General features: G+C 69.5%; 22 protein-coding genes. 13 read left to right on the top strand and 9 right to left on the bottom strand.

The features are described from left to right. Position 1 precedes the first annotated feature (1 nt). Together ACSFA5_RS00470 and ACSFA5_RS00475 are read right to left on the bottom strand one after the other, a co-directional pair. Positions 2–544, bottom strand: coding sequence for a DsbA family protein (locus ACSFA5_RS00470; RefSeq protein WP_435442036.1), 543 nt, complete (start codon positions 542–544; stop codon positions 2–4). A 40-nt stretch (positions 545–584) separates the two neighbouring features. After that, positions 585–1,544 (bottom strand): helix-turn-helix domain-containing protein, encoded by a 960-nt coding sequence (locus tag ACSFA5_RS00475; protein ID WP_435442037.1) that lies wholly within the window; start codon positions 1,542–1,544, stop codon positions 585–587. Positions 1,545–1,745: 201 nt separating this feature from the next. Here ACSFA5_RS00475 and ACSFA5_RS00480 point away from each other — a divergent pair, with 201 nt between their 5' ends. Continuing rightward, entirely contained in the window at positions 1,746–2,807 is a 1,062-nt protein-coding gene (locus ACSFA5_RS00480; protein WP_435442038.1) for an adenosine deaminase, read from the top strand. Here ACSFA5_RS00480 and ACSFA5_RS00485 read toward each other — a convergent pair. Beyond that, complete coding sequence (locus tag ACSFA5_RS00485) at positions 2,768–4,075, bottom strand: MFS transporter (protein WP_435442039.1); 1,308 nt, start codon at positions 4,073–4,075, stop codon at positions 2,768–2,770. The genes ACSFA5_RS00480 and ACSFA5_RS00485 overlap by 40 nt on opposite strands. 108 nt (positions 4,076–4,183) lie before the next feature. Here ACSFA5_RS00485 and ACSFA5_RS00490 point away from each other — a divergent pair, with 108 nt between their 5' ends. Genes ACSFA5_RS00490 through ACSFA5_RS00500 form a run of 3 tightly spaced genes read left to right on the top strand, consistent with a single transcriptional unit; the run spans position 4,184 to position 8,527 of the window. Further along, positions 4,184–5,239, top strand: a complete 1,056-nt coding sequence (locus ACSFA5_RS00490; protein WP_435442040.1) for a LysR substrate-binding domain-containing protein — start codon at positions 4,184–4,186, stop codon at positions 5,237–5,239. After that, the gene (locus ACSFA5_RS00495) at positions 5,205–6,008 is read left to right on the top strand and encodes a helix-turn-helix domain-containing protein (RefSeq protein WP_435442041.1); all 804 of its coding nucleotides are present in this window, start codon (positions 5,205–5,207) and stop codon (positions 6,006–6,008) included. Before ACSFA5_RS00490 ends, ACSFA5_RS00495 begins: the two co-directional genes overlap by 35 nt. A gap of 59 nt (positions 6,009–6,067) precedes the next feature. Beyond that, the gene (locus ACSFA5_RS00500; protein ID WP_435442042.1) at positions 6,068–8,527 is read left to right on the top strand and encodes a penicillin acylase family protein; all 2,460 of its coding nucleotides are present in this window, start codon (positions 6,068–6,070) and stop codon (positions 8,525–8,527) included. Between the two features lie 14 nt (positions 8,528–8,541). Here ACSFA5_RS00500 and ACSFA5_RS00505 read toward each other — a convergent pair whose 3' ends face one another. The 3 genes from ACSFA5_RS00505 to ACSFA5_RS00515 all read right to left on the bottom strand — a co-directional run bounded on the left by ACSFA5_RS00505 (position 8,542) and on the right by ACSFA5_RS00515 (position 11,774). Next, positions 8,542–9,789: an MFS transporter gene (locus ACSFA5_RS00505; RefSeq protein WP_475539805.1), complete on the bottom strand. Its 1,248-nt coding sequence runs from the start codon at positions 9,787–9,789 to the stop codon at positions 8,542–8,544. 107 nt (positions 9,790–9,896) lie between these two features. Further along, positions 9,897–11,105, bottom strand: coding sequence for a Fic family protein (locus tag ACSFA5_RS00510; protein ID WP_435442043.1), 1,209 nt, complete (start codon positions 11,103–11,105; stop codon positions 9,897–9,899). A 144-nt stretch (positions 11,106–11,249) separates the two neighbouring features. After that, positions 11,250–11,774: an MOSC domain-containing protein gene (locus tag ACSFA5_RS00515; RefSeq protein WP_435442044.1), complete on the bottom strand. Its 525-nt coding sequence runs from the start codon at positions 11,772–11,774 to the stop codon at positions 11,250–11,252. Positions 11,775–11,886: 112 nt separating this feature from the next. Here ACSFA5_RS00515 and ACSFA5_RS00520 point away from each other — a divergent pair, with 112 nt between their 5' ends. From ACSFA5_RS00520 to ACSFA5_RS00550, 7 genes are all read left to right on the top strand, one after another. Next, positions 11,887–12,834: a GlxA family transcriptional regulator gene (locus tag ACSFA5_RS00520; protein WP_435442045.1), complete on the top strand. Its 948-nt coding sequence runs from the start codon at positions 11,887–11,889 to the stop codon at positions 12,832–12,834. Positions 12,835–12,941: 107 nt separating this feature from the next. Further along, the gene (locus ACSFA5_RS00525; protein ID WP_435442046.1) at positions 12,942–13,766 is read left to right on the top strand and encodes an SDR family NAD(P)-dependent oxidoreductase; all 825 of its coding nucleotides are present in this window, start codon (positions 12,942–12,944) and stop codon (positions 13,764–13,766) included. Positions 13,767–13,868: 102 nt separating this feature from the next. Then, the gene (locus ACSFA5_RS00530; protein ID WP_435442047.1) at positions 13,869–15,740 is read left to right on the top strand and encodes an acyl-CoA synthetase; all 1,872 of its coding nucleotides are present in this window, start codon (positions 13,869–13,871) and stop codon (positions 15,738–15,740) included. Between the two features lie 31 nt (positions 15,741–15,771). Continuing rightward, positions 15,772–16,581, top strand: a complete 810-nt coding sequence (locus tag ACSFA5_RS00535; protein ID WP_435442048.1) for an enoyl-CoA hydratase-related protein — start codon at positions 15,772–15,774, stop codon at positions 16,579–16,581. A 49-nt stretch (positions 16,582–16,630) separates the two neighbouring features. Next, positions 16,631–17,632, top strand: coding sequence for a Bug family tripartite tricarboxylate transporter substrate binding protein (locus ACSFA5_RS00540; RefSeq protein ID WP_435442049.1), 1,002 nt, complete (start codon positions 16,631–16,633; stop codon positions 17,630–17,632). Between the two features lie 2 nt (positions 17,633–17,634). Then, positions 17,635–19,353 carry a tannase/feruloyl esterase family alpha/beta hydrolase gene (locus ACSFA5_RS00545; protein ID WP_435442050.1) on the top strand — a complete coding sequence of 573 codons (1,719 nt, stop codon included), beginning with the start codon at positions 17,635–17,637 and terminating at the stop codon, positions 19,351–19,353. A gap of 71 nt (positions 19,354–19,424) precedes the next feature. After that, the gene (locus ACSFA5_RS00550) at positions 19,425–20,282 is read left to right on the top strand and encodes a helix-turn-helix transcriptional regulator (RefSeq protein ID WP_435442051.1); all 858 of its coding nucleotides are present in this window, start codon (positions 19,425–19,427) and stop codon (positions 20,280–20,282) included. 63 nt (positions 20,283–20,345) lie between these two features. Here ACSFA5_RS00550 and ACSFA5_RS00555 read toward each other — a convergent pair whose 3' ends face one another. Next, a complete protein-coding gene (locus tag ACSFA5_RS00555) occupies positions 20,346–20,633 on the bottom strand; it encodes a hypothetical protein (protein WP_435442052.1) in 288 nt (95 codons plus the stop codon). 266 nt (positions 20,634–20,899) lie between these two features. Between ACSFA5_RS00555 and ACSFA5_RS00560 the strand changes: the two genes are divergently transcribed. Together ACSFA5_RS00560 and ACSFA5_RS00565 are read left to right on the top strand one after the other, a co-directional pair. Further along, positions 20,900–22,459: a sensor domain-containing diguanylate cyclase gene (locus ACSFA5_RS00560; protein WP_435442053.1), complete on the top strand. Its 1,560-nt coding sequence runs from the start codon at positions 20,900–20,902 to the stop codon at positions 22,457–22,459. Between the two features lie 107 nt (positions 22,460–22,566). Continuing rightward, entirely contained in the window at positions 22,567–23,706 is a 1,140-nt protein-coding gene (locus tag ACSFA5_RS00565; RefSeq protein WP_435442054.1) for a BMP family ABC transporter substrate-binding protein, read from the top strand. Here the strand turns inward: ACSFA5_RS00565 and ACSFA5_RS00570 are convergent. After that, positions 23,699–25,057 (bottom strand): LLM class flavin-dependent oxidoreductase, encoded by a 1,359-nt coding sequence (locus ACSFA5_RS00570; protein WP_435442055.1) that lies wholly within the window; start codon positions 25,055–25,057, stop codon positions 23,699–23,701. The two genes, ACSFA5_RS00565 and ACSFA5_RS00570, sit on opposite strands and share 8 nt — an antisense overlap. A 133-nt stretch (positions 25,058–25,190) precedes the next feature. After that, positions 25,191–26,624: an aldehyde dehydrogenase gene (locus ACSFA5_RS00575; protein ID WP_435442056.1), complete on the bottom strand. Its 1,434-nt coding sequence runs from the start codon at positions 26,622–26,624 to the stop codon at positions 25,191–25,193. Positions 26,625–26,676 lie beyond the last annotated feature (52 nt).

The following is a 26,676-nucleotide window of genomic DNA, read 5'->3' on the forward strand; positions in this document are numbered from 1 at the left end:
GTTACCTCAACGCGCGGTCGACGGCGTCGCGCAGCTGCTGCAGCCCGAAGGACACATCCGTGAAGGTCCCGTTCACATAGAAGGTGGGCGTGGCGCGCACGTTCAGCCGGCGCCCGATGTCCATCTGCTCCTGCACGCGCTGGCGGTACACGCTGTCTTTCAGCTCGTTGTCGAAGCGCGGCATGTCCAGGCCGAGCTGCTTTGCATAGGTGTCCAGGTGGCCGGCGTCCAGATGGCTCTGGTGGTTGAACAGCAGCTCGGCGTACGGCCAGAACTTGCCTTGCGCACCGGCCGCCTCTGCGGCTTCGGCGGCCAGCTCCGCATGCGGGTGCACCTCGCGCAGCGGAAAGTGCCTGAACACGAAGCGCACCTGGTGCGCGAAGTGCGACAGCAGCAGCTGCACGGCCGGGTGCGCCTGCCGGCACGAGGGGCATTCGAAGTCGCCGAACTCGATGACGGTGACCGGGGCCGAGTCGGGTCCGAGGATGTGCTCGGTGGCCTTGTCGGGCATGAGGAGGGGGTTCGCGTGGGGCAGTGCGCTCATGAAGGCCTCGCAGGGTGAGTGGGTGGGAAAGGAAGGCCGCTTATCGCTCGACCCGCATCTTTCGCCGCCAGGTCCCGGGCGGCGTGCCCGTGTACTGCGAAAAGACGCGCGTGAAGTGGCTCTGGTCCGCGAAGCCGCAGGCCGCGGCCACGTCCGCGAGCGGGCGCTCGAAGTCCATCAGCAGCGTCTGCGCGCGCTCCAGGCGCTGCGCGATCAGCCACTGGTGCGGCGTCTGGCCGGTGGTCTCGCGGAAGGCGTGGATGAAGTAGCTGCGCGACAGGTTGCAGGCGTCCGCGATCTCGGCCACGGAAATGGCGCCGTCGATCTTGTCGCGCAGCATTTCCTTGGCGCGCGCCTCGTGCGAGCGCGAAAGCAAGCGCTGGGTGCGGGGCTCGGCGGACGGTGCCGTGTGGCCGTGCGCATCGGCCAGGTAGCTGGTCATGGCGAGGCAGACCTGGTCGACGAACAGCAGGCTGGCCTGCGACGGGTTCTCGAGCGCGGGTACCAGCGCGAGCGCCAGGTGGGCCAGCACCTCGTCCCGCACGGCCGTTGCCGCCACGAGGCCGCTGGTGCGCGGGCCCGGCTTGTCGTCGATGGCGCGCTCCAGCGCGGCGTGCGAGATTTCGAGCAGCACGAAGTCGAAGCCGCTGTGCATGTCCGCGCGGTAGCGGTCGCAGAAGTCGCGGATGTAGATGGCGCCCTTGCCGAAGTCGTGGCACACGGCGTGGTGCTCGTGCAGCACGCGCCGGCGGTGGCCCTCGCGCAGCGAAATGCCCACGAGCACGCCGCGTCCGCTCGGGGGCGTCTCCACATGCTGGCGCTCCTGGGTGTCGACCGTCTTGCGGTAGATGCGCACGCCGTTGGCCGACAGGTCGCGGTCGTTGCTCAGGTGGCCGGCCGAGCAGCCGAGCCCGTCCTTGGGCGCGGGTTCGCTCGCGGGGTGCAGGGCCGGTTGAAGGGCCGGGCCTGTTGCCGAGGAGAGGCTGCTGTCGGCGCGCATGGAGTGGCAGGCGTGATGAAAATGGGTGGAACACCCGATTGACGGTGCTGCGGCGAATTATGGATAGAAGCTTTGTCTGCTTTATTGAAAATACGGCGCCGGCGCGATGGAATCTGTAAGGTTTGGTGTATGGCACCGGCGCAGCCTGCGCTTATGCTGTGCGCGACCGCAACGCAGCAGCCCCTTCCCAAGTTACCCACCATGACCGATTTCCGTCCCGCCTACGACACGCGCTTCGACCGCATTCCTGCCGACCGCCTGCCCGAGTTGCTGTGCGCCATGCCCAAGGCCGAGCTGCACATGCACATCGAAGGCTCGCTCGAACCCGAGCTCATCTTCGCGCTCGCGCAGCGCAACGGCGTGAGCATTCCGTACGCCAGCGTCGAAGAACTGCGCCGCGCCTACGCCTTCACCAACCTGCAGACCTTCCTGGACATCTACTACGCCGGCGCCAGCGTGCTGCTGAAGGAGCAAGATTTCCATGACATGGCCTGGGCCTACCTGGAGCGCGCCGCGGCCGACCACGTGGTGCATACCGAGATGTTCTTCGACCCGCAAACGCACACGGCGCGCGGCGTGCCTATGGAAACGGTCATCCACGGCCTGCACCGCGCCTGCGTCGATGCGCAACCGAAGCTGGGCGTGAGCGCCTCGCTCATCCTGTGCTTCCTGCGCCACCTGAGCGAGGAAGAAGCCTTCGAGACGCTGGAGCAGGCGCTGCCGTTTCGCGAAAAGTTCATCGGCGTGGGGCTCGACTCCAGCGAAGTGGGCCACCCGCCCGAGAAGTTCGCGCGCGTGTTCGCGCGCTGCCGCGAGCTGGGCCTGCACCTTGTCGCGCATGCGGGCGAAGAGGGTCCGCCGGCCTACGTGTGGAGCGCGCTCGATGTGCTGAAGGTCGAGCGCGTCGACCACGGCGTGCAGAGCGCGAAAGACCCGGCGCTGATGGCGCGGCTCGCGCAAGACCGCATTCCGCTGACCGTGTGCCCGCTGTCCAACCTCAAGCTCTGCGTGTTCCCCGACCTGTCGCAGCACAACCTGGGAACGCTGCTCGACGCAGGGCTGGTCGCCACCGTGAACTCCGACGACCCGGCCTATTTCGGCGGCTACATGAACCAGAATTTTCTGGAAACCTTCGCCGCCACCGGCCTGAGCGTGCGGCACGCCTGGCAGCTTGCGGCCAACAGCTTCGAGGGCAGCTTCATCGACGAGGCCGCCAAGCGGTCTTACGTCGACCGGCTGAACGCGGTCTTCGCGAGCTTCTGATCTGAAGAGGCGTCCGCGGCGACGGGCCGCGGCACCAGCAGCGGCATCGCCACCAGCGCGCAGGCGCTGGCCGCGAGCCACACCAGCGGCCAGCCCTGCAGGGCCAGCAGGTGCGGAATGGAAAAGGGCGTGACGAAGCACACCAGGAACACGCTGGTGTTGGCCATGCCCAGCGCGGTGCCGGCACGTGCCGCGCCGGCCAGCGTGGCGAGCTCGGTGTAGGCCACGCCGTGCCAGGCCGACACGCACACCCCGCTCACCCCCAGCAGCACGACCAGCGCGATGCGCAGCGCCTGCGAATCGGCCGCATGCGTGCCTGCGGCCAGCACCAGCGCCGCGAGCCCTGCGAACAGCAGCACGCTGAGCACGCTGCAGGCGCGCAGGTAGGCGGGTCGGTTGCGCCGGCGGTCCGTCCAGCGGCCGCTCCACACGCGCATCACCATCGCACCCACCTGCGTGAAGACCATGGTGGCCGTGATCGTCGCCAGCCCTGCATGGCCGAAGTCGTGCAGGAACACGGTGCCGAAGGACAACACCGCGAACTGCGGCGCGCAGAGGATGCCGATGCCCGCCACGATGCGCCACACGCGCGCGTCGCGCAGCGGGCCGCTCTTCGGAGCCACGGCTTCCAAGGTCTTGCCGGCGCGGGGTGCAACCGGCGGCTCGTGCACCCAGGCCCAGGCCATCGCCGCGCTCAGCGCGCACAGCAGCGCCAGCAGCCCGTACAGCGCGGCAAAGCCGAAGTGCAGCGCCACGAAGGGCAGCACCAGCGCGCCGATGCCGCCGCCCAGCGGCACGGCGGTCTGGCGGATGCTCATTGCCAGGCCGCGCTCGCTGGCGTCGAACCACGTCATCACTGCGCGGCCGCTCGCGCCGTTCACGCTGCCGCCCAGCAGGCCCACCAGCAGCAGCCCCGCGGCAAGCCAGCCCAGGCCGGGAATGCGCCCTGCGTCGGGTGCCGCCCACAGCGCCATCGCGATCAACGCGAGCGCCGTGCTGCCCAAGCCCATCAGCAGCACCGGCCGGTCGCCCCAGCGGTCGGTCAGCAGGCCCCAGGGCAACTCGCTCACGGCGATGCCCAGGCCCATGAGGCCCAGCACCAGCCCGAGCGTGGCGTTGTCGAGCCGGTAGCCGGTGCGCATGAGCACGGCGGTCATGGGGATGCCGCTGAAGGCGACCGAGAACGCCGCGTTGGCGGCCACGCCCGCGGCCAGCACCTTCCAGCGGTGGCGCGGCGATGGCGGTAGGGAGGAGGGCGAATGTGTCATGTTGCGGCGCAGTGTCTGCCGGCGCAAAGGTTTTGAAAATCAGAAAATAATGAGACCATCGTCCTGAAAAACAGGATGATCGAAAAGAACCCCCCACAAGGACCCGTCATGAGCCAGGTGATGTTCGATCTCGACGTGCTGCGCACTTTTTCCACCGGCATCGCGCTCGGCAGCTATGCGCGCGCGGCCGACCGGCTGGGCCGCTCGACCTCGGCCGTGAGCGCGCAGCTGAAGAAGCTGGAGTCGCAGGCCGGCACCGTGCTGTTCCGCAAGGAGGGGCGCGGCCTGGCGCTCACCGATGCCGGCGAAACGCTGCTGGCCTATGCGCACCGCATGCTCGAGCTCAACGACGAGGCGGGCGCCGCCATGCGGGGCGCCGACCTGCAGGGCTGGGTGCGGCTGGGCCTGCAGGAAGACTTCGGCGAGACGCTGCTGCCCGCCGTGCTCGGGCGCTTCGCGCGCGCCCACCCCAAGGTGCGCATCGAGGCCTGCGTGGCGCGCAGCGGCGAGCTGCGCGAGCGGCTCGAGCTCGGCCAGCTCGACCTGGCGCTGGCGTGGGACGCGGGCGACCAGCCGCTGTCACCGTACGCCGAGCGCGTGGCGCGGCTGCCGCTGTTGTGGATCGGCCCGACGGCGCCCGAGCGGGTCGATGCCCCCTGGTGGACGGAGCGCGAGCACCGCGGCCCCGGCGCGCGCCAGCCCAAGAGCAAGGAGCCCTTGCCGCTCGTGATGCTCGACGCCCCATGCCCGCTGCGCGAGATCGTCATCGCCGCGCTCGACCGCGCCGGCCTGCCCTGGCGCCGCGCGTTCGGCAGCGCCAGCCTGGCAGCCTTGTGGGCCGCCACCTCGGCCGGACTGGGCCTGACCGTGCGCACGCCGTTCGGGTTGCCTTCGCATGTGCGCACGCTCGACCGCTCGGTGCTGTCGCTGCCGGCGCTGCCGCAGATCTCGCTGGTGCTGTACCGCGCGCAGGCGCACGCCGAGGCGCCGGCCAGCCGGCTGGCGACGTTGCTGCTGGAGGCGGTGCGCCAGCACGTGCAGCCGGTGCAGCACGTGGCGGGGCCGATGCATGAGAATCCACCGCTGGAGACAAAGGCAAAAGCAAAAGCAAAGGCAGAAGCGAGACCGCATGGCAACGCACAACTTCCTGCATCTGTGGGATGACCGGTTCCTGTACATCACGCCGGCGATCCAGTCGGGCCTGACGGCCCGTTCGTCGGCCACGCTGCTGGCCTCGGTCAGCGGCCACCCCTTCACCCTGGAGGCGGTCGACGGCACGCGCGTGCGCTGCACCGCCGCGCTGGTGGCGCCGCACGTGTCGCGCCGTCTCGACGTCGACGGCTGCGGCCTGCTCTCGCTCAACCTCGACCCGGCCTCCGTCGCCTACCGCATGCTCGCCAGGCGCATGGGCGGCCACGGCATCCAGCCGCTGGACGCGCGGCGCTTCGGCCGTCTGCGCGACGACTTCGCGCCGGCGCAGTGCGGCGCCCTGGCCGACGACCGCTTGCAGATGCTCAGCGCGAAGATGGTCGAGGCCATCACCGAAGGGCCCGAGCTCGAGGCGCCCATCGACCCGCGCATCGAACGCGTGCTGCAGGCGATTCGCGCGCACGCGGGCCAGATCGCCCTGCGCGAGCTGGCGGCGGTGGCCTGCCTGTCGCCCGACGGGCTGACGCACCTGTTCGCCCGGCAGGTGGGTGTGTCGGTCAAGCGCTATGCGTTGTGGACCAAGGTGCGCCGCACGGTGCAGCAGTTCACCGGGCAGCGCGCGCTGACCGACGTGGCGCTGGTCAGCGGCTTCACCGACGCGGCGCACATGAGCCGGACTTTTCAGCGCTACTTCGGTTTGCCGCCGTCCTTCCTGGCAAGCCAGGTGTGCGTGACGGCGGATGCGCAGGCTTCTCATGCATGGGGTCAGCGGTCGGTGCACTGAGGCTTTGTTTGCTGCCTTGTGTTTTGCTGAACAAAAGCGCAACCAGAACGTCAACCAGCATGCGCGCCAAATTTCCTCGCGGCCTTCGGCCGCTTTTTCTTGTGTCCGTTGCCATGGCCCTTGCGGCTTGCGCCGGCATCGACGATCGACCGGCGCCCGCGCCCCAAGGCGCCTACAAGGCCGAAATTCGCCGCACCGCCATGGGCGTGCCGCACATCAAGGCCGACGACTGGGCCGGTGCGGGCTATGGCTATGGCTTCGCACAGGCACAAGACAACCTTTGCACCCTGGCCGATGCCTTCCTTACCTACAGCGGGGAACGCTCGCAGTTCTTCGGCGCCGAAGCCCTGGTGTCGGCCAAGAGCACCATCGGCCGGCCGAAGAACATCGATGCCGATTTTTTCCACAGGCACGTGCTCGACGCCGCGCATGTCGATGCCATGGCCCGCGCGCAGCCCGCGAACATCCAGCGCCTGGTCGAAGGCTTTGCCGCCGGCTACAACCGCTATCTGCGCGACCTGAAAACCGACGCCCACGGCGCTGCCCATGCGCACGCCCACGCCGCCTGCCGCAACGAAGCCTGGGTGCGGCCCGTGACCCCCCACGACATCTACCGCCGCATGTACGCCACCAACCTGGCGGCGGGCTACAGCAACTTCGTCGCCAACATCGCGACCGCAGTGCCGCCCGGTGCCAAGGTGTCGTCGCACGACACGCGCGACTCGGCACAGCAACAGCAGCAGTTTGCGATGGAAGTCGGCGGCACCGCCGGCGTGGGCAGCAACATGATCGGCTTCGGCACCGCGGCCACCGGCGACGCGAGCCCGCTGCTGTTCGGCAACCCGCACTGGTACTGGCGCGGACCCGACCGCTTCTACCAGGCGCAGATCACCATTCCGGGGCAGATCGACGTGAGCGGCACCTCGTTCCTGGGTGTGCCGGTGATCCTCATCGGCTTCAACGAGCACGTGGCGTGGAGCCACACGGTGTCGGCGGCGCGGCGCTTCGGGCTGTACCAGTTGCAGCTCGCGCCCGGCGACGCCACCAGCTACCTGCGCGACGGCCGGCCGGTGAAGATGCAGGCCCGCGTCGTCACCGTGCAGGTGAGGCAGCCTTCGGGCGCGGTCGAGCCCGTGACGCGCACGCTCTACACCTCGGCCTACGGCCCGCTGGTGAACCTGGGCAGCCTCAGCCCGGCGCTGGCCTGGAGCTCCACCTCGGCCTTCGCCATCCGCGACATCAATGCCGACAACTACCGCACCTTCCGCACCTGGCTGCGCTGGGGGCAGGCGAAGTCGCTCGACGAGCTGATTTCGGTGCAGCGCGAAGAAGCCGCCATTCCCTGGGTCAACACCGTGGCGGTAGGCCGTGGCAGCGCCAAGGCCTGGTACGCCGACATCGGCGCCGTGCCCAACGTGTCGCCCGCGCAGGTCAAGGACTGCACCCCGCCCGCGGGGCAGGCCATCGGCGCCGCGATGCCGCGCGTGCCGGTGTTCGACGGCTCGCGCAGCGCCTGCGACTGGCAAAGCGATGCCGACTCGGTGCAGCAGGGCGCCATCGGCCCTTCGCGCATGCCCAGCCTGCTGCGCGACGACTACGTCGCCAACATGAACGACAGCCACTGGCTCGCCAACCCGAAGGCGCCGATCAAGGGCTACCCGGTCATCTTCGGGCCGGCCGGCAGCGACGCGCAGACTTTCCGCACGCGGCTGGGCCACCTGATCGCGCAGGGGCTGGCGGGCACCGGCGCCACGGTCGACGGCATGAAGCGTGTGGCGCTGAACAGCCGCGCCTACACCGCCGAGCTGTTCAAGGCCCGCGCGCTGGCCCTGGTGTGCAGCGTGCGCCGTATCGCGGTCAAGGCCGACCCGCAGACCGGCGAGGCGTTCTCGCCGCCGCGCAGCGTCGACACCGGCCCTGCCTGTGCGGTGCTGAAAGCGTGGAACGACACCGGCACGGCGTCGGCGCGCGGCGCCCATGTGTGGGACGAGTTCTGGGCGCGCGCCGAGCTACTTCCCGCGGCCCGGCTCTACGCCATGCCCTTCGGCGCGAGCGATCCGCTCGCCACGCCGCGCGGCCTGCAGGCCTCGGCCGCCGACGACCTGCGCCAGGCCTTCGGGGCGGCGGTACTGCGCGTGCAGGCCAGCGGCTACGCGCTGGACGCCTCGCGCGGCGAAACCCTGTTCGTGACGCGCAACGGCCGCAGGATTCCGCTGTCGGGCGGCTGCGACGGCCAGGGTTACTTCACCGTCGTGTGTTCAGAAAGCCGCCTCGACCGGGGCGGCTACGGCATGGACGGCGACCCGAACGGCAACAGCTACATGCAGATCGTGCGGTTCCCGCAAGGCGGGGTGGAAGCCCACACCTTCCTGAGCTTCTCGCTGTCGGACGACCCGGCCTCGGCGCACCACGCCGACTACACGCGCGCCTACAGCGCGGGGCAGTGGCTGCGCGTGCCGTTCTCGCAGGCCGAGATCGAGGCCGACGCGGCCTACCGCAGCGTGACGATCGGCGAATAAGGGCCCACAACGCGTCAGGGCTGGCGCCGTTTGGCGAGCCAGTTCCACCCGGCGCCCGCGGCCATCAGCAAGCAGGTGCCGAGGAACACGGCGCGCATGCCGATGTGCCCGCCCACGAAGCCGCCCAGCAGCGGCCCCGCGACCTGGCCGGTGTACTGCGCCGAGGTCGAGTAGCCCAGCATGTTGCCGGCCACGCGCTCGGGCACGTTGTGGCGGATCACGCTGGCAATGCACGGCAGCAGCCCGCCGAGCGACAACCCCATCAAAAAGCGCAGCACCACCAGCTGCCAGCCCGCGGTGACGAAGGCCTGCGGCACCAGCAGCAGGGCAGACACCGCCAGGCAGCCGACGATCACGTTCCAGTGCCCCACGCGGTCGGCCAGCTTGCCCAGCCGCGAGGCCGAGAGAATGCTGCCGAGCGCGGCGGCCGACATCACCACGCCCGCCATCATCGTCACGCGGTTCGGGTCGTCGACCAGCGTGGCCACGTACACGGTGATGATCGGCTCGATCGACATGTTCGCGAGCATCAGCAGCATGCCGGTGAACAGCATGGCGACGAGCGGGCGCTTGTCCGCAATGGCGGCCCAGCCGCCGTCGGTGGCGTTGCGCTGCTTCTTGTCGGCGGGCGTGTTCCTGTCTTCGCGAATGAGGAAGGCCGTCGCCAGGAAGGCCACGAAGATCATCGCGCCCGCCGCGAAGAAGGTTGCGCGAATGCCGATGAGCGGCGGCAGCACGCCGCCCACCAGCGGCCCCACCAGGTTGCCCGCCATGATGGCCGACGACATCGTGCCCAGCGCCCAGCCGGTGCGGTCCTTCGGCGTCTGCGTGGCCACCAGCACCATCGAGCCCGAGGCATAGCCGCCCAGCAGCCCCGCCAGCAGCCGCAGCCCGACGAGCTGCCACACATTGCCCGCCAGGCCGATCAGCGCCATGGCCACCGACATGCCCAGGCTCGCGCGAATGAGCATGGGCTTGCGCCCGTAGCGGTCGGCCAGCCGGCCCCACAGCGGCGCCACCAGCGCGGCGCTCAGAAAGGTCGCGCCATAGGCCGCGCCCGACCACTGCACGATGGCCGCATGGTCCGTCACGCCCAACTGCTCGACGTACAGCGGCAGAAAGGGCAGCAGCAGCGTCATCGCGATGATGGTGGTGAAGGAGCCGAACATGCACACGGCGAGGTTGCGCTGCCAGTGGATGTGGGTGTGGGCGGCCGCCGCGGCTTCAGGTGCGGGCGCGTTCGTTGTCGTCGGGTGCGTCATGGGAGCGGCCATTGTGTGACGCGACAACCGGGATGGCGCCTGCCGGATGGCGGCGGCACCCATCGTGAGGGGCGGGGGCGGCAGGGCACGCTGCCGATCCTGCTGGCTCAGTCTTGAACTGCCGTCGATGCTTCCGGGTAGAGGTTGGGCAGAAGGATGCTCAACGAAGCGAGCGGAAAGCCGATGCTCAGATCGGACCGGTGTCCTTCGCTTTTCAGAAGCCCGTCCTTGAGGAATCGCGAGATCACCTTGCGTGCCGTGCGCGCTTCCAGTCCCATCATTTGAACGAAGTCGCCGCGTGACACGCCGCCGCCGCAAGCGACGGCCTGGAGCGCAAGGACGGCCTCTTCGCGGTATTCGGCAATGCCGTCGACGATGCCTCTCACCGTCACATAGGCGCGAATCCGGTCCTTGAGCCTTGCAAGATCGAGCATCGATGCCATGAACTTCACCTGGTCTTCGCAGAGTTCGATGAAGTACTCGCACCACGCCCAGAGCATTTTTTCGCTGAGGTTCCCGCGACCGTCGAGATCCCCCTGCCGTACCCCGTCTGCCCCGTCCAGCATCTCGTAGTACCGCTCGCGATGGCGTGCCAGGCCGCGGTTGACGGACCAGAGCCCGCCATTGAGCGCAAGCAGGGCGCAGTGGGTTTGCAAGCGCACCGCGCGACCGTTCCCATCTTCGAACGGATGCGTCCACGCCATTCGGTGATGGGCTGCGGCAACGGTGTAAAGCATGGCATCCACGCCTTTCAGGCGCCCATAGACCTCGTCCATGCGGCCCAGGAACCGAGGGACCGAGGCCCATGTCGGCGGCTGGTGCCGTCCTACGGCGACGTCATGGCGCCGAAGCTCACCCGGAACGATGAGGCGGCCGTCTTCGGTCATGCGGTCCTGCGGGGGCAGCCTGCCGTAGAGGCTTTCGTGGGCCTTGCGAAGAAAGCCGCTGTTCAACGCCGCCGCCTCGGTCGTGACGAGCGCCTCCAGTTCTCGCTCGGCTTCGATGTGCGCCAGCGCGACCCGCTGGCCCTTGGCGACGTCCGGCTTGTCGGAAAAATCGCTTTTCAGCGCGCGTTCGATGTTGGCCGGATGCGTGCCTTGACCCTCGATACGGTTCGAGTAGTACGAGTTCATTGACCGAACAATTTCGCGCAGTGCCGTGCGCGCCTCCGGGCTTGCCGAGGCCTTCAGCTCCGATGACTTCTCGAATATCCGGCGTGTAGCCTCGCTCAGCTCGTCGAGCTTGCGGCTTGGAAGCAGCGGCTCGAACTGATGCGGCTGATCGTAGACTGAAATGGGAATAGATGGGGCTGACATGTTTCCGGTTACGTTGCCACCAATATTAGATTAAAAAACCTTATAAATCAAATACTTGCATTTTTCTGTCGTGTAGAAAGTTGCCGGTTCAGTTGCCGGTAAAAATTCCGGGCAGATCCCCTGATTTTTTACCGGCATCGATGCCTATTCCGCCGCTGCCACCGGCCGGCAGGTCACCGCATCCCCCACCCGCAAGCCCCCACCCCGCAGCACCCGCGCCGTCAGCCCGCCATGCCCGCGCACCGCGTTGTAGCCGCCGGGCCCGAGCGCCTCTTCCATGCGCGAGCAAGGTTCGCACGGCCCGCTGATTTCCAGCAGCACCTCGGCGCCGATGCACAGCACCAGCGGCTGGTCGCGAAACAGCGAGCGCGCGGCGATCAGGTTCAGGCCCGACACCACGAGGTTGCGGCGCAGCACGTCCGCCCCGACCTCGGCCCGCGCGCACAGCGCGGCGATCACCGGCAGGTGCTCCGCCTGCATCAGCGTGACCTGCCGGCGCCCGCCAGGCTGCGCCGCACCGCTGCTGCGGTCGCCCTGCAGGCCCCGGCCTTCGAGCACGACCGCGCCATCCACCGACTGCACGGGCGCACGTCGTGCAGGCCGCAGCAGGATGGCGTCGAGCCGGCCGCGGCGGGGAAACTGGCGGGTCAATTCGCGGAGATCGGGCATGCGGCGATTGTGCGCAAGCCCGCTTGGCATGGCCCTGCCGCCGGCCCGGTCTGGCGGCAAGGCTTACCCTCTCGTCCCGAATGACAGACAACCCTCTTTTCAGGACACGGCCATGAAACGCATCGGCGTGCTCGTCTTCCCCGGTTTCCAGATCCTCGACCTTGCGGCCATCGCGGCCTTCGAGCTGGCCAACATGCATGCGGGCAAGCCCGTCTACAAGGTCGCGTTGCTGTCGGAAGCGGGCGGCCTGGTCGCCAGCTCGTCGGGCGTGGCGACCGACAGCAAGCGCTTCGCCTCGGCCAGGTTCGACACGCTGCTGATGACCGGCGCGCTCACCATCGAACCCACCTCCGAGAAGATGTGCCGCTTCTTGCGCGCGGGCCTGCGCCACGCGCGCCGCGTGGCCAGCATCTGCACGGGCGCGTTCGGGCTGGCCGACGCGGGGCTGCTCGACGGCCGCCGTGCCACCACGCACTGGGCCTTTGCGCAAGAGCTGCAAAAGCGCCACCCCGCCATCGAGGTGCAGCCCGACCGCATTTTCATCAACGACGGGCCGGTGTGGACTTCGGCCGGCATGACGGCGGGCATCGACCTGGTGCTGGCGCTGGTGGAAGAAGACCTGGGCGTGGAGGCGGCGCGGTTCATCGCGAAGAAGCTGGTCGTGTACCACCGCCGCGCGGGCGGGCAGTCGCAGTACTCGGCGCTGCTGGAACTGGAACCCCGCTCCGACCGCATCCAGCAGACGCTGGTGCATGCGCGCGCCAACCTGCGCGACGCGCTGTCGGTGGAAGAACTGGCCGAGGTGGCGCACCTGAGCCCGCGCCAGTTCAGCCGCGCCTTCAAGGCCGAGACGGGGCAGTCGCCCGCGCACGCCGTGGAAAACCTGCGCGTGGAAGCTGCGCGCGCGCTGATCGACGAAGGCAGCCTTGCGCTGGGCGTGGTGGCGCGCGAAACCGGCTTCGGCGACCCCGAGCGCATGCGCCGCGCCTTCCTGCGCACGCTGGGCCAGCCGCCGCAGAGCGTGCGCCGCGTGGCGCGCCGGCAGGTGGCCACAGCCTGAGACGCCGGATGTCCTGAAAGGTGGCTTATATGACATTTACGCCATAGCCTCGAAGGAAGAGACTTCCCCCACGGCCACACCCCGTGTGGCGACAAAAGGAAGTTCTCATGACTGCAACGACAAAGGGCACCGCCCTCATCACCGGCGCATCGTCGGGCATCGGCGCCGTGTACGCCGACCGCCTGGCACGCCGCGGCTACGACCTGGTCTTGGTGGCGCGCAACCGCGCTCGCCTGGCCGCGCTGGCGGACCGGCTCGCGGGCGAGACCGGACGCAAGGTCGAAGTGCTGCCGGCGGACCTCACGGACAAGAGCGACATCGCGCGCGTCGAGGCCGTGCTGCGCACGCGCAGCGACATCACGCTGCTGGTGAACAACGCCGGCGTGGGCGCCACGGCGCCGCTGCTCGCGTCGGACATCGACAAGATGGAGGAGATGATCGCGCTCAACGTGAACGTGCTCACGCGGCTCACCTATGCGGCGGTGCCGGGCTTCGTGGCGCGGGGCGCGGGCACGCTGGTGAACATTGCCTCGATCGTGGCGATCTCTCCGGAAACGCTCAACGGCGTGTACGGCGGCAGCAAGGCCTTCGTGCTGGCGCTGAGCCAGTCGCTGCAGCACGAGCTGGCCGGCAAGGGCGTGCGCGTGCAGGCCGTGCTGCCGGGCGCCACCGCCACCGAGTTCTGGGGCATCGCCGGCCTGCCGGTGCAGCACCTGCCCAGCGAGATCGTGATGACGGCCGAGAACATGGTCGACGCCTCGCTCGCGGGGCTCGACCTGGGCGAACAGGTCACGATTCCCGCCCTGCCGAACCAGGACGAGTGGAACGCCTTCGAGGCGGCGCGCCGCGCGATGTCGGGCCGGCTGTCACGCACGGCGCCTGCAGCGCGCTACGGCGTGCATGCGAGCGAAGGCGTGGCCGTCTCAGGGTAAGCCTGTCCCCATCGCGGCGGACAGACGCCGCGCCGCCGGCTGCTTACGCTCCCGTCAGACATTTGCCCGGCAACGGGTCACTTCTGACTTGGGAGCGCGCGTTTGAGAGCAGCAACTGGCATCGGCAGCCTGGAGGACATCCAGCGGATCGAATCGAAGCCCTATGCGGACTTCATGCCGCACGCGGACGTGCTCGATGCACTGGAGGACGCGGCGCGACAACACCCCGAGCGCCCCGCCATCACCTGCATTCGCAGCGCCGACCCCTCGGTGCCGCCCGCGCGCTGGACGCATGCGCAGATGGTGGCGCAGGTGCGCCGCGCGGCCCGTGCGTTCACCGCGCTGTGCGGCGGCGCCGAGCCCCGGGTGGCCTTTTTGCTGCCCGCCATTCCCGAGGCCTACTTCACCCTGTGGGGCGCCGAGGCGGCCGGCGTGGCCTGCCCCATCAACTACCTGTTGGGCGAGGAACACATCGCCGAGCTGATCGACGCCGCGCAGGTCAACGTGCTGGTGGCGCTGGGGCCGCACCCCGAGCTGGACATCTGGCGCCGCGTGCCCGGCCTGCGCAGCCGCTGCAGGTCGCTGGCGCATGTGATCGCGGTCGGCGGCGCGGCAGATCCGGAAGAAGCGCTCGACTTCGACGTGCTGCTGGCCTCCCACTCGGACGCGCCGTTGCAGCGCACCCGCGAGCCCGACGCCCACCGCATTGCCGCGCTGTTCCACACCGGCGGCACCACAGGCCGGCCGAAGCTCGCGCAGCACACGCACGGCAACCAGTTGCATGCGGCGTGGGGCGCGGCGCGCATGTACGGCACCACCGAGAACGACGTGGTGCTCAACGGCTTTCCGCTGTTCCATGTGGCGGGCTCCTTCGTGTACGGCCTGTCGACGCTGCTTTCGGGCGGCGAGGTGGTGCTGCCCACGCTGCTGGGCCTGCGCAACACGGCCTTCATGCAGGCCTACTGGCAGTTCGTGGCGCTGCACCGCGTCACGCTGCTGGCGGCGGTGCCGACCGTCATGTCCACGCTGCTGGGCGTGCCGCGCAACGGCGAAGACCTGTCGCGCGTGCGCTGCCTGCTCACGGGCGGATCGCCGCTGCCGTCGGACCTGGCCGAGGCCTTCGAGCAGCGGCTGGGCATCGCGGTGCGCAACATCCTGGGCATGACCGAGTGCGGCGGCGTGATCGCCATCGAGCCGGCGGGCGCGCCGCGCGTGGCGGGCTCGGTCGGCTGGCCGCTGCCGTTCACCCGCGTGCGCGCGGCCGATGAAACCGGCGCGCCGCTGGCGCCGGGCAAGGAGAACGAGGAAGGCATCCTGCAGATACAAGGCCCGAACGTGGGGCCGGGCTACACCGATGCCGACAACAACGCCGGCGTGCTGGTCGAGGGCGGCTGGCTGGTGACCGGCGACGTCGGCCGCATCGATGCGCAGGGGCGGGTGTTCGTGACCGGGCGCTCGAAGGACCTGATCATTCGCAGCAGCCACAACATCGACCCCGTGGTGATCGAGGACGCGCTCATGGCCCACCCCGACGTGCTGCTGGCCGCGGCCGTCGGCGCGCCCGACGAATACGCGGGCGAGGTGCCGGTGGCCTATGTGTCGCTGCGCCCGGGCCGCACGGTCGACAGCGAGCAGCTGGCCGCTTTCGCGCAGGCGCGCATTCCCGAGCGGCCGGCGTTCCCCAAAGCCATCTTCATCCTCGACGCCTTGCCCGTCACCGCGATCGGCAAGCTCTACAAGCCCACGCTGCGCGCCATGGCGATCCGCTGGGTGGTGCAAGACCGCCTGGCGCGCAGCGCGCTGGCGTCGAAGGTGCAGGTCGACGTGCGCGCCGAGGGCAAGGGCCTGGTGGTGCATTGCACGCTCGCCGGCGATGGCCCCGACAGCCCCGGCACGGCAGCGCAGGTGCGCAAGCTGCTGGGCGCGTTCGCGCTGAACTGCCGCGTCGCCACCGCCGAAGGAGCCGACGCATGAGCGCCGCGCCGCGCAGCGCGGAGGTCGTCGAATGAACGACGACATCCGCTACGAAAAAAACGGCCACGTCGCCACCATCACGCTCGACCGGCCGCAGGCGCGCAACGCACTCACGCCGCGCATGCTGTGCCTGCTGGCCGACGCCTTCGTCGACTTTCGCGCCGACGCGGCCCTGCGCGTGGCCATCCTCACCGGCGCGGGCGAGCAGGCCTTCTGCGCGGGCGGCGACCTGGCGACCACGCTGCCGCTGATGACCGGCGACCGCGCGCCGGCGGATGCCTTCGAGCACCGCATGCTCGCCGACCCGCTGGTGCTGGCGGCCTCGTCGCTGCGCGACTTCGCCCTGCACAAGCCGGTGGTCGCCGCCATCAACGGCGCCTGCATGGCCGCGGGTTTCGAGACCATGCTGGGCACCGACATCCGCATTGCCGCCGCGCATGCGAGCTTCGGGCTGCCCGAAGTGCAGCGCGCGCTGATTCCCTTCGCGGGCTCGATGGTGCGGCTGCCGCGGCAGATCGGGCATGCGCGGGCGATGGAATTCATGCTCACGGGCCGGCCCATGAACGCCGAGGCCGCCTTGCAGTGCGGGCTGGTCAACCACGTGGTTCCGGCGGACCAGCTCATGGCCAGGGCGAACGAGATCGCGCGGCAGATCGCCGCCAACGGCCCGCTTGCCGTGCAGGCCGTGAAGCAGACGGTGATGGAAGCCAACGGCGTGCCGCTCGATGTCGGCTACCGGCTCGAAGACCGCGCGAAGAAGGCGGTGTTCGCCAGCGCCGACGCCCGCGAAGGGCCGCGTGCCTTCATGGAAAAGCGCAGCCCCGACTACAAGGGCCGCTGAGCCGCGCCCTTCGAACGCATTCGATTCAAGAACCAACGGAGACAAACCGATGAACCCCACGCAGATGTCCAGAAGAGCGTGCCTCACCGCGGGCGCGGCAGCGTCCCTGGCGCTGGCGTGCCCGCAGCTCGCCTTCGCGCAGACCCCGCAGGCCTACCCGTCGCGCTCGGTGCGCCTGGCCGTGGGCTTCGCGCCCGGCACCGGCCCCGACGTGCTCACGCGCGTGCTCGGCCAGCGGCTGGGCGAGACCATCGGCCAGCCGGTGGTCATCGAGAACCGGGCCGGCGCGGGCGGGCAGATTGCCGCGCAGTTCGTCGCCAAGAGCACGCCCGACGGCTATACGCTGCTGATCGCCGACGTGAGCGCCATCAGCATCGCGCCGGCCGCGTTCTCCAAGCTGCCCTACGACCCGGCGCGCGAGCTGGTGCCGGTGTCGGAGGTGGTGCGCACCGACTTCATCCTGGTGGTGCCCAATTCGTCGCCCGCCAAGACCGTGGCCGATTTCGTGAAGATGGCCAAGGCCGAGAAGGACAAGGTCAACTTCGGCACCTTCGGCGCGGGCACGCCCGGCCACTTCGGCGCCGAGATGTTCGCGGAGCAGGGCGGCTTCAAGGTGGAGCCGGTGCACTTTCGCGCGACCGGCGATGCGGTGACGGCCATCATCGCGGGCGACGTGCAGGCGGCTTTCGTGTCCACCGCGCTGGCCATGGCGCAGGTCAAGGGCGAGAAGATGCGCGCGCTGGCCACCACCGCGCCGCAGCGCTCGCCGCTGTTGCCGGCGGTGCCGACGTTCACCGAATCGGGGTTTCCCAAGGCCGACTTCTCGGCGTGGTTCGCCCTGTTCGTGCCCGTGGGCACGCCCCAGGCCGTGATCGACAAGCTCAACGCGCAGGTGGTGGCGGCGGTGCAGTCGCCCGAGGTGCGCCGCCGGCTGGAGGAGGCCGGTTTCAGCATCGCGGGCACCAGCGCGGCCGACACGCGCCGCATGATCGCCACCGAGACGGTGCGCTGGCAGAAGGTGGTGGCGGCCACAGGCTTCAAGGGAGACTGAGCATGCGCACGCACTTTCTTGCGGCCGGGGTGCTGCTGTTGGCGGGTTGCTCGGGCATCGACACGGGCACGGGCACGGGCACAGGCGCTTCCGCCGGCGCCTCGAACGCGCCGCTGGCCTGCGCACGGCTGGCCTCCGCCGTGCCGGCCGGCACGCGCCTCACGCTCAGCGAAACGGTGCCCGCGGGCACCATCCAGCTCACCGGCGTGCAGCCCGGCGCACCCGGTTCCACTGCGCCGGTGCCCGCGCACTGCCATGTGCAGGGCAAGATCGACGAGCGCACGGGCATCGACGGCAAGCCTTACGCCATCGGCTTCGACCTGCGCATGCCCTCGGCCTGGAACGGCCGCTTCTTCTTCCAGGGTGGCGGCGGCACCGACGGCACGCTGCGCGACGCGGTCGGCCAGCTCACCGGCGGCGGCAACACCAGCAACGCCTTGCTGCAGGGCTATGCGGTGGTCTTCACCGACACCGGCCACCTCGACGAACCCGGGCCCGACGGGCCCTACCGCTTCGGCCTCGACCCGCAGGCGCGGCTGGACAACGGCTACAACTCGATGGCGCAGACCGGCCGCGTGGCCAAGGCGCTGATTGCCGCGCACTACGCGAAGGCGCCCGAGCGCTCGTACTTCGTGGGCTGCTCCAACGGCGGGCGGCAGGCTTTGATGATGGCGCAGCGCGACCCCGACATGTTCGACGGCGTGATCGCTTCCGCGCCGGCCTACCGCGTGCCGCTGGCCTCGGTGCAGGCGGTGTACGACACGCAGCTCTACGCCAGGGCCGCCGCCGAAAATGCGCCCCCGGTGAACGGCCGCCCGGTGCTTTCGGCCGCGTTCTCGCCGGCCGACATGAAGCTGCTGACCACCGAGGTGCTGAACCAGTGCGACGCGCTCGACGGCCTGAAGGACGGCATCGTCGACAACTGGCCCGCCTGCCAGTTCAAGCCCGAGGCGCTGCGCTGCACCGGCGGCAAGACCGCGCAATGCCTGACGGGCAAGCAGGTCGATGCGCTCGCGAAGTCGTTCGCCGGCCCGAAGGACGCGAACGGCCGCGCGATCTACAGCGACTGGACCTTCGACGCCGGCCTGCATTCGCAGGAGTGGACGCGCTGGAAGTTCGGCGACGCGCCCGGCGCCGTGCCCAACGCGCGCAACATCACGCTCATGACCGGCGCGCTGGCCATGGTGTTCAGCACGCCGCCCACGGTCACGGCCGATTTCTACGGCCATGCGCTGGGCTACGACGTGGCACGCGACAGCGCCAAGGTCTACGCGTCGAACGCCACCTTCACGCAGTCGGCCATTCAGTGGGAGGTGCCCGATTCGCCGAACGTCGACGCCTTTGCGCGGCACGGCGGAAAGATGCTCTTCTTCCACGGCGTGAGCGACCCCGTGTTCTCGGTGAAGGACACGGTGCGCTACCTGGGCCAGCTGCGCGAGCGCTACGGCGACAAGACCGACGCCATGGCGCGCCTGTTCACCGTGCCGAACATGGCGCACTGCGCGGGCGGCCCGGCCACCGACCAGTACGACGGCCTGGGCGCGCTGGTGAACTGGGTCGAAAAGGGCCAGCCGCCCGAGCGCATCGTGGCGCGCGCCCGGCCCGAGAACCGCGACGTGACCACGCCGGGCCGCACGCGTCCGCTGTGCGCATGGCCGAAGCAGTCGCGCTACAAGGGCAGCGGCAGCATCGAGGACGCGGCCAGCTTCAGTTGCAATTGAGGCCCACCGGAGCGGGCCGGAACAGGGTCAATCCCGATGGAAGAACGCGCGGCACGCGCTAGCTTGGCCCCATGGACCTGATACCCCTGAAGCAACGGCCCGCGCCCGCCAGCCTGGCGGCCGCGTCGGAGCGCGCGAGCCTGGCGCTGGCCGGCGTCATCGGCTGCACCGGCCAGCCCGATTTCAGCGCCAAGGCGCTGATCGAGCTCAACCGCATGCTGCCGATGTGCTGGATGTCGATCTACAAGCTGTTTCCCGATGCGCCGCCCCAGAGCTACGGCGGCGGCGCCTTCGGCATTGCCGACGGCACGCGCGATTCGTGGCGCGTGTACCGCCAGGGCCTCTACAGCCGCGACCGCACCTTTCTCGCGGCCCGCGAGGTCACCGAGGGCGGCGACGCCGTGGTCACGCGCTGGCATGCGGGAGAGATTCCGCTGGAGCACCGCAAGGCCATCTACATTCGTCACGGCCTGCGCGAGCGGGTGTCGCTGGTGGCGGGCGATGCGTCCGGAGGCGGTGGTGGGGCAGGGGTGTTGGCGGTGAACCTCTACCGCGGCATGGAACAGCCGTCGTTCCGCGACGACGAGGTCGACCTGCTGTGCAGCCTGGCGCCGCCGCTGCTGGCCACGGTGCAGCTGCACCTGCGGCTCGCGGCGCCGCAGCACATGGGCGACCTGCAGGCAGGCGACGCCGTCACGCTCGACCCCGAACCCGCCGCACTGGCCGAGCTGCCGCGCCGCGAGCGCGAGGTGTGCCAGCGGCTGCTGCGCGGTTGGACCTACGACGGCATCGCCGCCGACCTCGGCATTTCCGCGGGCACGGTGAAGACCTACCGCAACCGCGCGTTCGAACGCATGGGGCTGCATCACCGCAACGAGCTGTTCGCCAAGGCGCTGGCCGAGGTGGCAGCCTCGCCGACCGCCATGTAGGACTGCGGCGCGGGTTGCGAACGCAGCGCCGCGCGGCGGCGGCTCGCACGACCCGGCAGCTTCTTAGATCCTGTTGGTGCGCCGCGCGTAGAACAGCGCCAGCGCGATGCCCGTCACGGCTGCACCACCCCACGCGGCGGCTGGGCTTCGGAGTGCGCGCATCAGGCGGGCGCGCTTGCCCAGCGCGCCGTCGTCGGCATTGGCTGCGCTCTGCGCCGCCTGTTCCTTCAGGCTGAGCGGCCGCGCGACGTTCGGGTTTTCCTCGCCCTCCAGCACGGCCTGCGAAATGTCGAGCGGGGTCAGCGATTCATCGGCGATCGATGCGGGCATGGCGGTGGAAGCGGCGGTCATGGTGGCTGGCCTTTCTTTTTCTCTGAGGAAACGATGTGACCTGCAAGGTTCGCGCGCCCCGGCGCTTGCCGGGTACGGCGAAGCGCCGACATTGAAGTAGGTCGATGCCCCGGCCGTGCCGCCCGCCCACCGCAATGCAATCAAAAGCCTGACTTTGTAAGCAATTTTGCAAATTCATGAAACAATTCGGACCGCTTCACCCAGCGGGTGCGGCGTATCTCGCTCCTCTCGAAGGCACTCAAATCAGGCAGGCGTTGACGAATCAGATGGTTTCCGACACAGAGTTTCTTGCGCAGGCGTTGATGGCGCACGGCGCCTCCGCCGTGTGCGGCTACGACGCTTCGGAGCGGGTCACCTTCTGGAACGAGCGCTACCTCACCTTCTTTCCCGAGGTCGTGCCTTTTCTGCGGGTCGGCACGGCGTACCTGGAGACGCTGGAGCCCTTTCTTGCGGCGCAGCACCCCCAGGCGACGCCCCAGGAGCGCGCCGACGCGGTGCGCAATGCGCTGCACCGGCACGCCCATGAAGAGGGCCCGATCCAGTACCAGCGCGCCGACGGCCGCTGGCTGGAACTGCGCATGTTTCACCGGCCGGGGGGCGGGCGGTTCAAGATCTGGAACGACGTGTCCGCGCAAAAGACGCCGGGCACCGAAGGCAACCTGCTGCAGGGTCTGATGGCGGTCGCCAACGTGGGCCTGATCGTCCACGACGCGGCGGGCAACCTGCGCTACGTCAATTCGCGGTTCTTCTCGGAGCACTTTCTCAGCCTGATCGAGCAGGTGCCGTGCATCGAGCGGCGCGAGGCCGGGCAGGGCGCCTACTGGCAGAAGTTCCAGGACATCTTCGGCGGCGACGACGCCTTCGCCCAGCTGTGCCGCAGCACCGACGCCGGCCCCGTTCAGGCCCCCCTCACGATGCGCGCGCGCACCGGGCGCTTCTACCGCGTGCAGGAGCAAGCCTGGGACATGGGCGGCACCGCCTGCGTATGGACCGACGTGACCGAGCTGGTCCAGCGCGAGGACGCCCTGCTCGCCGCGCACCGCGAGCTCTCGCTGCTCAACCGGCGCCTGGTCGACCTGTCCGAGACGGATGCCCTGACCGGCCTGCCCAATCGCCGCCGTTTCAACGACGTGCTGCAGGCGGCGCAGGCCGCCGTGCAGGGCGGCTCGCAAGGCGTCGTGGCCATCGTCGACCTGGACTATTTCAAGTCGGTCAACGACCGCTTCGGCCACGACGCGGGCGACGTCGCGCTGGTGGAAGTGGCAAGGCGGCTGAGCGCGCTGGTGCCCGGCGGGGCCTCCGTCTCGCGGTTGGGCGGAGAAGAGTTCGGCCTGGTCTTCGAGGGCCAGTCGCTGCCGCAGGCGCATGCCTGCGCCGAAGCCATTCGCGCGGCCTTTTCCGACCATCCGTTCTCCATCGATTCCGAGGTGATTCCGCTCACGTTGTCGATCGGCATCGCACCGTTGACCGCCGCGCGCGACGCCAGCACCTCGCTCAAGGAGGCGGACATGGCGCTGCTGCGGGCCAAGGCGAGGGGGCGCGACTGCGTGGTGCTCGCGGGCCGCAACGCCGCCATTCCGCTGGACACCGCGCCCGCCGAAACGGCGGCGCCGAGCGAAACCCTTCTGTCGCTGGACGCCTTCGCCGGCGACATCGAACTGAGCGCCAACGACCTCGGCGACAAGTACGGCACCGCGAACGAGCACCCCGCCTTTGCCCGCGCCAGCTGGAAAAAGGCCGTGGACGACGGTGCGACCTTCGACCACTACTGGGGCTGGGTCGAGTACCAGATTTCCGCCAGCCTGCAGTCGCCGGAAACCGAGTAGGCCCCCCAACGAAGGCCTGAGCGGCGCGTTTAAACTGCTTCCCCCGCAGCAGGGCGTCCCGGCCGGCTGCGGGTTTTTGCTTTTCCGGGGCCATGTAGAGGACCACCATGTACAAAAACCTCGCGGGCCGCGCCGTTCTGGCGTGGGTTGCCGCTTGCTGTTCATTTCCCGCTTTTTCACAGACGCCGCAGCCGCCCAAGGTGCCGCTGGTTGCGCCGCTCAAGATCGGCTTCGTCTACGTCGCGCCCGTCACCGATGCGGGCTGGGTGCGCCAGCATGAAGAGGGCCGCCAGGCCGTCGCAACGGCGCTGGGCGACAGGGTGAAGACCACCTATGTCGAGAACGTGGCCGAGGGCGCCGATGCCGAGCGCGTGATTCGCGACCTCGCGCAGCAGGGCAACACCCTCATCTTCACGCCGAGCTTCGGCTACATGGAGCCGACGCTGAAAGTGGCGAAGGATTTCCCCGGCGTGAAGTTCGAATCCGTCACCGGCTACAAGACCGCGCCCAATGTGGCGACCGCGAACGCGCGCTACTACGAAGGCCGCTACCTGGCGGGCATCGCGGCCGGCCGCATGACGAAGAGCAACGTGGCCGGCTACGTGGCGGGCTTTCCGATTCCCGAGGTGCTGCAGGGCATCAACGCGTTCACGCTCGGCATGCGCTCGGTGAACCCGGATGCGAAGGTGGTCGTGGTGTGGCTCAACGAATGGTTCGATCCGCCGAAGGAGCGCGACGCGGCGATGGCGCTGTTCAACCAGAACGCCGACGTCGTGGCCTTCCACACCGGCTCCACGGCCGTGATGGCGGCGGCGCAGGAGCGCGGCAAGATGGCCATCGCCTACCACTCCGACATGCGAAAGATCGCCCCCGACGCGCAGCTCGTCGCCGTCACCCACCGATGGGGCGGCTACTACACGCAGCGCGCGAAAGCCGTGCTCGACGGCAGCTGGCAGAGTGGCAACGTCTGGGGCGGCGTGAAGGAAGGAATGATCCGCGTCGGCGACTTCGGCACCCGGGTGCCCAAGGCGGTGCAGGACGAAGTGCTCGCGCGGCAGCAGGACATCGCCGCCGGCAAGCTGCAGCCGTTCCGCGCGGTGGACAGCGATGTGCGCGACAACGAAGGCCGCGTCGCGATCGCCAAGGGCACGCAGCTGGGCGACGCGCAGATCCTGAAGATGAACTGGCTCGCGCAGGGCGTGCAGGGGCGCGTGTCCGGCCCCAGGGACCCCGCCCCGGTCAGGTAGCCAGCGCTTCGTCGAGTGCCCGCCGCGCCGGATGCGCGGGCCGCTGCAGGCCCAGGTGCTCGCGCAGCGTGCGGCCCTCGTACTCGGTGCGGAACAGGCCGCGCCGGCGCAGCTCGGGCAGCACCAGCTCGATGAAGTCGTCCAGGCCGCCCGGGAACCAGGGCGACATGATGTTGAAGCCGTCCGCGCCGCCTTCCTCGAACCACTGCTGCAGCTGGTCCGCGATGCTCGACGGCGTGCCCACCACCTGCTGGTGGCCGCGTGCGCCGGCAATGCGCAGGTACAGGTCGCGAATGCTCAGGTTCTCTCGCCGCGCCAGGTCCAGCAGCAGCCGCTGGCGGCTCTTCGGGCCGTTGGTTTCCGGCAGGTCGGGCACCGGTCCGTCGACCGGCAGGTGCGAGAAGTCGAAGCCGCCGATCACGCCCGACAGCAGCGACACGCCGACCACCGGGTGCACCAGGTCCTGCAGTTGCGCGAACTTGTCTTCGGCCTCCGCCTGCGTGCGCCCGACCACCGGAAAGATGCCCGGCATGATCTTCACCGCGTCCGGGTCGCGGCCGTAGGCAACCGCGCGACCCTTGATGTCGCCGTAGAAACCTTGCGCCTCGTCGAAGGTCTGGTGCGCCACGAAGATCACCTCGGCCGTGCGCGCCGCCAGGTCGCGCCCGGCCTCCGATGCGCCGGCCTGCACCACCACCGGGCGCCCCTGCGGCGAGCGCGACACGTTGAGCGGCCCGCGCACCGAGAAGTGCTTGCCCTTGTGGTGGAGCACGTGCAGCTTGTCTTCGTCGAAGTACTGGCCGCTTTCCTTGTCGCGCACGAAGCTGTCGTCCTCCCAGCTGTCCCACAGGCCCGTCACCACGTCGTGGAACTCCGACGCGCGCTCGTAGCGCAGCGCGTGCTCGAAGTGTTCCTCGCGGTTGAAGTTCTGCGCCTCGCCGGTGCCGCTCGACGTCACCAGGTTCCAGCCCGAACGCCCGCCGCTGATCTGGTCGAGCGACGCGAACTTGCGCGCCACGTTGAAGGGCTCGTTGAAGCTGGTCGACACCGTGGCGATGAGACCGATGCGCTCGGTCAGCGCGGCAATGGCCGACAGCAGCGTGAGCGGCTCGAAATGGTCGCTGCGCGCGGTGCGCGACAGCGAGGGCAGGTTGCTGCTGCGCACGCCCACCGAGTCGGCCAGGAAGACCGCATCGAACTTCGCGGCCTCTGCCTTCTGTGCCAGCTGCACGTAGTGGCGAAAGTTGCTGCCCGCGTCGGCCTGCGCGCCGGGGTGGCGCCAGGCGGCGATGTGGTGGCCCGTCTGCATGAGGAAGGCGCCGAGCTTGAATTGGCGGGTCGATGAGGCCATGGCGGAACGGTGCGAGTGGAGGGGATGGGGGCGCAGGTTAGGTGCGATGCACCTTTCGCGGAAAGAAGGCTTTCGCGTTTGCTTAGACGCTGCGTGCGCCGCAGTCCGTTCGTTCGTTCGTTCGGTGCGCCCCTCACATCGTGATGGCCTTGTGCTGGATGTATTCGCCCAGCCCTTCGGTTCCGAACTCGCGCCCCGTGCCGCTCTGCTTGCAGCCACCGAAGGGCGCGCGGAAATCGGGCGCGGCCGCGTTCACCTCGAAGGTGCCCGTGCGAATGCGCCGGGCCACGGCGAGCCCGCGCGCCGGGTCCGCGGTCCAGACCTGGCCGCTCAACCCGTAGTCGGAGTCGTTGGCGATGCGAATCGCTTCTTCCACGCCGTCGTAGGGAATGACGCAGAGCACCGGCCCGAAGATCTCCTCGCGTGCGATGCGCATCGTGTTGTTCACGTGGCCGAAGATGGTCGGGCGCACGTAGTTGCCGGCGGCAAGCCCTTCGGGCATGCCCGGGCCGCCCATCGCCAGGGTCGCGCCCTCCGCCATGCCCAGTGCGATGTAGCCTGCAACGCGGCCCTGCTGCGCCTTGGAGACCAGCGGGCCGATGCGGGTCGAAGGGTCCGACGGGTCGCCCACCTTCCACTGCGAAGCTGCGGCGACAAGAACGCTCACGATCGCGTCGTGGCGTTCGCGCGGCACCAGCAGCCGCGTCTTCGCGACGCACGATTCGCCGTTGTTGGCGAAGGCCGCGCCGACCATGTTCATGGCCAAGGCCGGCACGTCGGCGTCGTCCAGCACGATGCCCGCGGACTTGCCCCCCAGCTCCAGGCTGACGCGCTTGAGCTGCCCGCCGGCAATGGCGGCGATGCGACGGCCCGCGGCGGTGGAGCCGGTGAACGCCACCTTGTCGACGCCGGGGTGGCTGACCAGGTGTTCGCTGACGGCCTTGTCCGCGGCCACGATGCTCAGCACACCGGGTGGCAGGCCGGCCTGCTCGAACAGCTCGCCCAGGAACTGGCCGCCGAGCGCGGTTTCTTCCGCGAGCTTCAGGATCACCGTGCAGCCGGCCAGCAGCGCCGGAAACAACTTGGCCAGCGCCGACTGGTGCGGCGCATTCCATGGAATGACGGCGGCCACCACGCCCACGGGTTCGCGGCGCCACACGGTGCGCCCGGCGCCGGTGCCGGGCATCGTCGTTTCCCAGGGGTAGCTTTCGGCGGCCTGCAGGTAAGCCTTGCCCTGCGCCTCGATGCCGCCGTGCAGCAGCCGCGTGAACCACAGCGGCGAGCCGTTCTCGCGCGAAGTGAGTTGCGCGAATTCTTCGGCGCGTGCCGCGTGCAGCTCGGCGAAGCGTGCGAGCACCGCGCGGCGCTCGGCGGGGGGCAGTGCCGGCCACGGGCCGGTGTCGAAGGCTTGGCGCGCGGCGGCCACGGCGGCATCGATGTCCAGGGTGCTGGCCGCTCGCGTGCGCCCGACCACGCTGGCGTCGTGCGGCGAGCGCAGCTCGAGCATCGGGCCGCCCAGGGAGTCGATGCGGCGACCGCCGATGAAGAGTTGTTCGAAGACGTTCATTTGTCAGTTCCTTTGCCCGTGAAACAGGCGGTTCGTTGCGATGAACCGGACT

The sequence above is a fragment of the Variovorax monticola genome, from assembly GCF_051216855.1.
GTDB lineage: Bacteria > Pseudomonadota > Gammaproteobacteria > Burkholderiales > Burkholderiaceae_C > Variovorax.